The organism is Bifidobacterium saimiriisciurei, assembly GCF_010667655.1.
Classification (GTDB): domain Bacteria; phylum Actinomycetota; class Actinomycetes; order Actinomycetales; family Bifidobacteriaceae; genus Galliscardovia; species Galliscardovia saimiriisciurei.
Genome location: NZ_WHZU01000005.1, coordinates 183,971 through 191,524, shown reverse-complemented (window position 1 = coordinate 191,524; position 7,554 = coordinate 183,971). Strand labels below are relative to the sequence as shown.

General features: G+C 59.0%; 6 protein-coding genes and 1 pseudogene. 3 read left to right on the top strand and 4 right to left on the bottom strand.

The features are described 5' to 3' along the window. The coding region (locus GFD18_RS04675; RefSeq protein ID WP_404801604.1) for an endonuclease III domain-containing protein at nt 1-213 on the bottom strand (213 nt) is incomplete at its 3' end. A 99-nt stretch (nt 214-312) separates the two neighbouring features. After that, entirely contained in the window at nt 313-1,062 is a 750-nt protein-coding gene (locus GFD18_RS04670; RefSeq protein WP_100510150.1) for a winged helix-turn-helix transcriptional regulator, read from the bottom strand. A 281-nt stretch (nt 1,063-1,343) separates the two neighbouring features. On the opposite strand from GFD18_RS04670, the gene GFD18_RS04665 reads away from it, so the two are divergent. Then, nucleotides 1,344-2,102 carry a hypothetical protein gene (locus tag GFD18_RS04665; protein ID WP_163198374.1) on the top strand — a complete coding sequence of 253 codons (759 nt, stop codon included), beginning with the start codon at nt 1,344-1,346 and terminating at the stop codon, nt 2,100-2,102. Nucleotides 2,103-2,105: 3 nt separating this feature from the next. Here the strand turns inward: GFD18_RS04665 and GFD18_RS04660 are convergent, their stop codons facing one another. Together GFD18_RS04660 and GFD18_RS04655 are read right to left on the bottom strand one after the other, a co-directional pair. Next, nucleotides 2,106-2,675, bottom strand: coding sequence for a manganese efflux pump MntP (locus GFD18_RS04660; RefSeq protein ID WP_163198372.1), 570 nt, complete (start codon nt 2,673-2,675; stop codon nt 2,106-2,108). 285 nt (nt 2,676-2,960) lie between these two features. Then, complete coding sequence (locus tag GFD18_RS04655; RefSeq protein ID WP_100510147.1) at nt 2,961-3,455, bottom strand: inorganic diphosphatase; 495 nt, start codon at nt 3,453-3,455, stop codon at nt 2,961-2,963. Between the two features lie 1,378 nt (nt 3,456-4,833). On the opposite strand from GFD18_RS04655, the pseudogene GFD18_RS04650 reads away from it, so the two are divergent. Further along, nucleotides 4,834-6,913, top strand: a pseudogene (locus GFD18_RS04650) (family 43 glycosylhydrolase); the annotation flags it as partial. Then, nucleotides 6,905-7,432, top strand: coding sequence for an Ig-like domain-containing protein (locus tag GFD18_RS11055; protein ID WP_318644320.1), 528 nt, complete (start codon nt 6,905-6,907; stop codon nt 7,430-7,432). The pseudogene GFD18_RS04650 and the gene GFD18_RS11055, both read left to right, overlap by 9 nt. The last annotated feature ends 122 nt before the right edge of the window (nt 7,433-7,554 follow it).

Below are 7,554 nucleotides of genomic sequence, written 5' to 3'. Positions count from 1 at the left end.
ATAGTCCTCGGGCGTGGGGTAGCGGCGGAACAGTTCGCCGGTTACGGAATTCACCCGCTTGTCGGTGGTCTGCGCGCTGAGCACGGTGGCCACGAGCAGTTCCAACGGATTCGAAAAATGCAGGGCGCACTGTGGCGCGGGAATCTCGTCGCAGAGTATGCGGTATTCCTCATGCATGCGCGCCAGTCGCGCGGCCTTCGTTTCCCTTGCCATACGAACCGGTTTATCGGAACGTCATGACCGCGTCCGCCGTCGTGTGATGCCGTCGTGTGATGTCATCGGCTTGAGTGGGCAGGCGCCGACGCCGGCCGTCTACGCGGCCTTGGAATGCGCCGCGGCCTTGGCGTTCTCGTCCTGCTCGTCGTCCTCCGGCGGATCGAAGCGGTAGCCGACGTTGCGCACGGTGCCGATGAGATGCTCGTATTCGCCGCCGAGCTTGGCGCGCAGACGACGGATGTGCACATCCACGGTGCGGGTGCCGCCGTAGTAGTCGTAGCCCCACACCTCCTGCAGCAGCTGGGCGCGGGTGAACACGCGTCCCGGATGCTGCACCAGATACTTGAGCAGCTCGAACTCCTTGTACGCCAGGTCGATGGGATGGCCATGCAGCGAGGCCGTGTATCCGTTGGTGTCCACGACCAGATCGCCGGAACGGATCTGCCCCTCCTGCGTCTGTTCGCTGGCGGGCTTGGCTGCGCTCGCCGAGGAGAACGAATTGCCGCGCTCGGAGACCAGACGCAGTCGCGCCTCCACCTCGGCCGGCGATGCGCTCGCCACCACCACGTCGGAAATGCCCCACTGCGAGGTGACCACGGTGAATCCGCCCTCGGTGAGGATCAGCACGATGGGAGTGGAGAGTCCGGAAGCATGAATCAGACGGCACAGCGTCTTCGCGGTTGCGAGATCATCGCGGGCGTCAAGGAAGAGAATGGTGTTCTCCGGCATCTTGACCAACGAGGCCGCATCCATGGGCAGCACCCGCACGCGGTGGGAAAGCAGGGCCAGCGATGGCAGCACGGACGCCGGGTCGTCAGCGCTGGTCATCAAGGTAAGATCGGTCACGGCTTAACTCCCCAATACTGTAAACTTGCGATTTCGAATCGACGACAGGCAACATTGTAAGGAGCTTGTGTTAATCAATTCGATTGCATGCTATTACATTTGTTTAACAATGATTGTAAACCCGCTGTCTACTGGCACTTCGGCGGCACGATGACCTGTGCCAGCATGTGGACGGCTCCCTGACGGGCACCCGTGGTGAGAGTATGGAGAGCGGACTGCCGGCGGCGTATCGGGCCGTCGGCGCGCAGGAACGATGCGCAGGAATGCAGGAAGGCGGAACAATGGGCAAGCCAAGGAGCTGGGAGAAGCCGCAGAAGCAGAAGCCGCAGCGGGACGACGGGACGGCGCGTGGCGCATCCGGCCGTCAGCTCGGCATGACCAAGCACGGCGAATTCACCGTCGTGATCGCGCAGTTGGCCGCCTACGCATTGATGTTCGGCATCGTGTACAGCCTCGGCATGGAGACTCCCGGCGGCATCGTCGGCTCGGGCATGCTCGCGGCCAGCGCCTGCATGGTCATGATCGTGGGATGGCCGTTCGCCGGCGACAGCAGGCAGTCGGTGTTCGGCCGCGTCTTCTCCGCCGTCGTGTTCCTCGTGGCTGCGATCTTCGCGCTGCAGGGCGAGTTCTACACCGACGCCACGTTCCGTCGTTGGGCGTTGTTCCTCGTGGTGGCGTTCGCCGCCATCGTCGTGGTCTCGTTCCTTCGCCAGATGCTGCGCAAGGTCCGCAGCCATCTCATCGCCTCGATGTCGGCGGGACTCACCGCGGCGGTCACGGCGTTGGGATCGACCTGCTGGGTGTTCCTTCCGGCATTGATGAACGACATGTCGTCGAAGCAGGCCGACTCCGCCATCGGCTGGGCCGTGTTCATCGTGCTCGCGGCGGCCGCGGTGCTGCTGCTCGTGGCATCCACCTCATGGTGGAAGGAACTCGAACATCCCGCGCCCTTCGCATGGATGGGCATGGGCATGCTGCCGGTCATGCTCTTCGGATACCTCGTCTTCGTGGCCGCCTGCGTCACGCACTGGATGCTGTAGCCGTCACCACGGCAGCAGGCCGAGATGCTCGAGCAGCACCTTCAGGCCGATGAGAATCAGCACCACACCGCCCGCGATCTGCGCGGGCATCTGCCAGCGTGAACCGAAGACGTTGCCGATGCTCAGGCCTGCCGCCGAGAACAGGCCGGTCGTCACGCCGATGATGATGATGGCGAGGACGATGTTGATGGGCAGGAACGCGAAGCTCACTCCCACGGCGAATGCGTCGATGCTCGTGGCCACGGCCAGCGGCAGCATATGACGCCAGTCGAACGCCGCCGTCTCACGGGCGTTCTCCTCATCCTCCTCGAACGCCTCATGAATCATGTTGCCGCCGATGAACGCCAGCAGCACGAAGATGATCCAATGGTCCACGGCCGTCACGTATTTGCTGAACGTGGATGCGGCGAAATAGCCGAGCAGCGGGAACAGCGCCTGGAACCCGCCGAACCACAGACCCACCGTCGCGCGCTGGCCGGCGGTCACATGCTTCACCGTCAGCCCCTTGCCGATGGCGACGGCGAACGCGTCCATGGAAACGGAAACTGCAATAAGAAGAATCTCAACGATCACGTGTGGATGTTCCTTTGGTTCATTTCGCCGGTTTCAAGCCGCGGAATGGGCCTCGACTCCGCCTGTGGCGGGCCTACGCCTCGGTGGCGATGCAACAACAAACTGCCATGAAAGGGGCTTTGAATTCAGACGAATGCCGTTCATCGGTCGCTCGCAATGGACAACCAGTGATGATAGCAGCATGTAAGGCCAGCGGACATGATGTTGTCGTTCGGATGAAAAAAGCCCGCCGGAACGTATTCGGCGGGCTTTTTCAGAACGTTTCAGAACGTCTGGAAGCGGGAATCACTTCTCGGAGGCGGCAAGACGCTCGCGAGCGGCCTTGATTTCGGCCTCGGCCTTGTCGACGCCGGTCCAGTAGTCGCCCGGCAGGACTTCCTTGCCCGGCTCCAGGGCCTTGTACTGCTCGAAGAAGTGCTTGATCTCGGCCTTGTGGAACTCGGAGACGTCGTCGATGTCCTTGATGTTGTCGTAGCGGACGTCGGCCGGCACGCACAGCACCTTGTCGTCGCCACCGGCCTCGTCGACCATGTGGTACAGACCGACGGCGCGGCACTCGACTACGCAGCCCGGGAACACCGAGTTCGGGATCATGACCAGGGCGTCGAGCGGGTCGCCGTCCTCGCCGAGGGTGCCGTCGATGTAGCCGTAGTCATCGGGGTAGCCCATCGCGGTGAACAGCTCGCGGTCCAGGAACACGCGGCCGGTCTCGTGGTCCACTTCGTACTTGTTCTTCGATCCGCGCGGGATCTCGACGACGACGTTGAACGTCTCTGCCATGTCTTTCTCCTTTATATGAGTTGACATTGTGTGTTACCGAATCCAAGGATACTCAATCCCGCGCCGACTCGCTGGCGTTTGGCTGGGAAATGGGGGATTGGAAGCGGAATTTCGTCAGGCCAAGCACCATACGGCCGCGAATCCCGCCGTCTTCATTTCGTCGAAGATGCCATTGATTTCTTTCCGGACGGCGCATCCGGTAGAGGGACGCGCCCTTGCCCCCCCCCCGAGTCCGAGTTCGGCATGCCTCTTCTGGATCTTTGTGCGTCTTACGTGTTTTATACGTCGTATACGAGAGTAATCATGGTCGTCCGTATCTCACGAATCAATCGATATGTGCGTAACCGGCATTCGCGAAACGGGTGTTGACTCACGAATATGCAGATGCGAGTTCATATTGGAAGTCCTGAGCAGCTTTGGCATCCGCGAATGGGTCGACGTCTCTATATCTCATGATTCACAAGCCGGATGTTCATGCATGAATCGTCGGATATAGGAGTATGTGATGATTGGCGAACGATATCGTTGCACACTAATCGACAGATGCGCATGCATCCAGCGATTCGTGAGCACGACGTCTGCTTATGAATCGGTGGATACCCGTATATTCGACGATTCATGCGTGGCGATGCATTTCGTGAATCGTTAGAAGTATACGTGTCTTGGCATTTGTGCGTAACTATATGGGGGCATGAATCGTCGAGAATATGAGTATCGCGGTATTCATGCGCGAAGGTGTTGGACACGAATCATCAGATATGACAGGCTGGCCCATTCATGAGAACGGCGAATAGGCCAGCCCCTCACTGTGATGACTGAAGCACCGGAATCCGTAATTTGCAGTGTGTTTTGGATGTCTTCGAAGTGGAAAACATCTGTTTGGTGTTATGAATCGCAGATTCGGGTATTGAGATCTGTATGTTGCCGTGTGCGTTTCGTTATACGGCAATTAAGGTCGATGAATATGCTGTTTTCGAAATGTGTTAGGCGATGGTGTGTGTAGATGGCAGTATGTAGTCAGCGGATATAAAAATTTCGAAAATATGAAACAGCGCATATACGTGAACTTTGAGAATTGAATAATTCTTCTCGAAAAGATTCGAAATAATTTGACGAAATTCGCTAATTCGATATATTATTTTCGCGATGCTCGTTGGTGAGCGTTCACATCGGCAGTTAGGAACACCATCCGAAATTGCCGCTGTGCTGAGCAGTCTCGGCGACGAGACGATATGAGGAAATCGGTGTCCCATCCTCGAGGAGTCGGGCCACCGGTGGAGGAGTGTTTATGGAGCACATAGGGTCTAGGGGAATCCATCGGATTTCTGCGCGGACCGTTGTCTCGGCGTTTTCGGCTGTGATTTGTCTCGTCGCAGTGATGATGCCGATGGGAGCCGAGACAGCGTCAGCTGCTGACGGTGGAGCCGTCAATCTGATTGCCAACGGTGATTTCGAGAACGATACGGCGTCATGGAAGTCCGGAACCGTGTGGGACGCGTCCAAGTCCACGATTACGGCTGTGTCGGATGACGTCCACGGTGGTTCCAAGGCTCTGAAGGTGACTGATCGCAAGAGCACCGACGCCGGTGCCATCCAGTCGTTGAACGGCAAGGTCACCAAGGGCGAAAGCTATACCGGCAGCATGTGGATTAAGTCCACCGAGGACGCCACGTTCAACTTCACTATTTGCTCCGGCAACGGCAGCGGCTGCGGACAGATTGCTTCCGCCGCCGTGAAGGCTGGCGCATGGACTGAAATCAAGGGTACTGCCGCACTGGGCGGCAACGGTGACTATTCGAATCCGTCGCTGGTCATCGAAACTGTGTACGGCACCGGCAAGACCGGTGATTTCATCGTCGATGACGTCACCCTGACCGGCAAGACGAGCGAACCCGTCGTACGTCCTGCCGGTACGGCCAAGGCGGCCAAGCAGGTGGGCAACAGCAACCCCATCATCGACTACTGGTACGGTGCCGACCCTTGGGCCATGGAATACAACGGCCGTGTATACGTGTACACTACCGGGGACGCGACCAAGATCAACGAGGACGGGTCGCTTACCTAATGACTACGAATACGATGCCGACGGTAACATCAAGGACAACTCCTTCGCCGATGTAAAGACCATCAACGTGCTCTCCACCGACGACATGGTGAACTGGCGCAATGAAGGCTACATCCGTGTGGCGGGCGACCAAGGCATTGCCAAGTGGGCCGGCAACTCGTGGGCGCCGGCCGTCACGCACAAGACCATCGACGGCAAGGAAAAGTTCTTCCTGTATTTTGCCAACGGCGGTAGCGGCATCGGCGTTCTGACGGCCGACTCTCCGGTCGGTCCATGGAAGGACGAGCGTGGCAGCCTGCTCATCAAGTGGGGCACCCAGGCGTCCTCCGGTGTGACCTGGCTGTTCGATCCGGCCGTGTTCACCGACTCCGACGGCACTGGCTACCTCTACTACGGCGGTGGCGTGCCCGACGGGCAGAAGGAGCACCCGAACACCGCCCGCGTGATTCAGCTCGGCGACGATATGATCAGCACCGTCGGCGATGCCAAGATCATCGACGCGCCTGCCATGTTCGAGGATTCCGGCATCGCGAAGATCGGCGACACCTACTACTACTCCTACTGCACCAACTTCAGCCATGAGAACGTCATTGACGGCAACAAGATCGGCTACGGCAACATCGCGTACATGACGTCGAAGAGCCCGATGGGTCCGTTCGCGTACCAGGGCGAAATCATGGACAACCCGAGCAAGTTCTTCAGCGTCGGTGGCAACAACCATCATGCCATGGTGCAGCTCGGAAACAGCTGGTACATGGTCTATCATGCGCAGACCGTGGCCAAGGAACTCACTGACGGCGGCAATCTCGACAAGGCTCGCGGTTACCGCAACACCCACGTCGATCCCATTACCATCAACAAGGACGGCAGCATCGCGCCGATCACCATGACCTACAAGGGTCTCGATCAGGTCAAGAATCTCGACGCCTACCCTGAAGGCGGCATCAGCGCCTCCACCATTGCGTGGGATTCCGGCATCCAGGACGCCTACGACACCAAGTCCGGCGTGCGTGTGATCGACCTGACCTCCGACAATGCCGACGGCCAGAAACTTGGCAACATCAACGACGGTGAATGGACATCGCTCGCCAACGTCGACTTCGGCAAGGCCGGTGCCAAGTCCATCACCGTGAACGCGGCGGCCAAGGTGGGTGGCAACATCGAGGTCCGTCTTGACTCCAACGACACCGAGCCCGTTGCCACGGTGAAGATTCCCGCCGGCGATGGCTCTGCCTACGCCGACTACACCGCTGCGCTTTCCGGCGTGACCGGCGTGCACAACGTGTTCTTTACCTTCAAGGCCACACAGGCCGACAAGTCGAACCCCGAATTGTTCGACATCAAGACCTACACCTTCGCCAAGGCCGATCCTGAGCCGACTGTCGTGCCGGTTTCCGGTGTGTCGGTTTCGTTGGAGCGTGACGCGGTGAAGGTCGGCGAGTCCGTGTTGGCGAAGGCGTCGGTGTCCCCGGAGAACGTTTCGGATAAGTCCGTTTCCTGGTCGTCCTCTGATGAGAAGGTCGCGAAGGTGGACGCTTCGGGCCGGGTGACGGCAGTGGGCGCGGGCGCGGCGACAATTACGGCCACGGCGAAGGATGGCTCGGGCGTTTCGGGTTTTGCGAAGCTAACGGTGTCGGCGGACTCGTCGGAAAAGCCGGGTAGTGGTGAAGGGTCGTCTGACAAACCATCGCAGAACCCATCGGATGGCACCGGTAACAATGCCGGCGGCGGCAATAGCGGGAAGACGCCATCGGCCACCATTTCGGGTGTCGATAACACATCTCGGCGACAGGTGTCCAATGGTTCGCTGGCGAGAACCGGAACATCCGTTGCGGGCATCTTTGGTATCGCGGTTGTGCTGGTCGCCGTTGGTGTCGTGTTGGCAATTTGTCGCAAGCGTTGCCTGTCGTAATCGGTTCTTGGAGTCTGTTCCTCCTCTGTGCAGATTCCATGTTCAGAGGGGCCCTGCGGATTTCTTTTCTGGGCTCGCAGTGTCCCTCAAAATCATATAACTTAACGTCATTGGCCATTTTT